The organism is Paracoccus sp. MKU1, from assembly GCF_001447385.1.
Taxonomy (GTDB): Bacteria; Pseudomonadota; Alphaproteobacteria; order Rhodobacterales; family Rhodobacteraceae; genus Paracoccus.
Window position 1 is genome coordinate 1 of record NZ_LLWQ01000042.1, and the last position, 985, is coordinate 985.

Genomic DNA, 985 nt, shown 5'->3' on the forward strand with positions numbered 1-985 from the left:
ACCGTGAATCCCGGCACCTCGGAAAGCTGTTCGAAACTCTGTGTCATCAGATCAATGCCCCGCCACCGAAGCTGAAGAAGCTGAGGAAGAACGAACTGGCGGCAAAGGCGATGGAGATGCCGAAGACGATCTGGATCAGCCGGCGGAAGCCGCCGCCGGTATCGCCGAAGGCCAACGTCAGCCCGGTGGTAATGATGATGATCACCGCCACGATCTTGGCCACCGGCCCCTCGACGGAATCGAGGATCGATTGCAGCGGCGCTTCCCAGGGCATCGACGAACCGGCGGCATGGGCGGCCGGAGCCATGAACAGGCTGACATAGAGGGTGGTCGCCGCCGTCGTGACATGATGACGGATGCGCAGGGCATGACGGATCATTAGGGTTCTCCAGTTTTTTTTGCGATGTGCGTCTCGGTCTCGGGAATGACGGAAACGATGCGGTAGTCGCCGTCCGGACCGAAGCCCTCGACCCGAACCAGTTCGGCCAGCCGCCGCGCGGACCCGCGACCGGCAAGCACCGCGACCAGATCGACGGTCTCGGCGATCAGCGCCCGCGGCACGGTGACCACGGCCTCCTGGATCAGCTGTTCGAGCCGGCGCAGGGCTCCGATGCCCGATCCGGCATGGATGGTGCCGATGCCGCCCGGATGGCCAGTGCCCCAGGCCTTGAGCAGATCCAGCGCCTCGACGCCGCGCACCTCGCCGATCGGGATGCGGTCGGGGCGCAGGCGCAGGGACGACCGGACCAGATCGGAGAGCGTCGCGATGCCGTCCTTGGTGCGCATGGCGACGAGGTTGGGCGCGGCGCATTGCAGTTCTCGGGTGTCCTCGATGATGACGACGCGGTCCGAGGTCTTCGCCACTTCGGCCAGCAGCGCATTGGTCAGCGTGGTCTTGCCGGTCGAGGTGCCGCCGGCGACGAGGATATTGGCGCGCGTGGCCACCCCGAGCCGCAGCGCCTCGGCCTGCATCCGGCTCATGATC

2 protein-coding genes are annotated in these 985 nt (G+C 66.2%); both read right to left on the minus strand.

The features are described 5' to 3' along the window. Positions 1-46 precede the first annotated feature (46 nt). Positions 47-379: a TrbC/VirB2 family protein gene (locus tag AQY21_RS02655; RefSeq protein ID WP_058096295.1), complete on the minus strand. Its 333-nt coding sequence runs from the start codon at positions 377-379 to the stop codon at positions 47-49. Beyond that, positions 379-985: ATPase, T2SS/T4P/T4SS family (locus AQY21_RS02660; protein WP_161905887.1), on the minus strand; the 607-nt coding region annotated here is incomplete at its 5' end. The genes AQY21_RS02660 and AQY21_RS02655, both read right to left, overlap by 1 nt.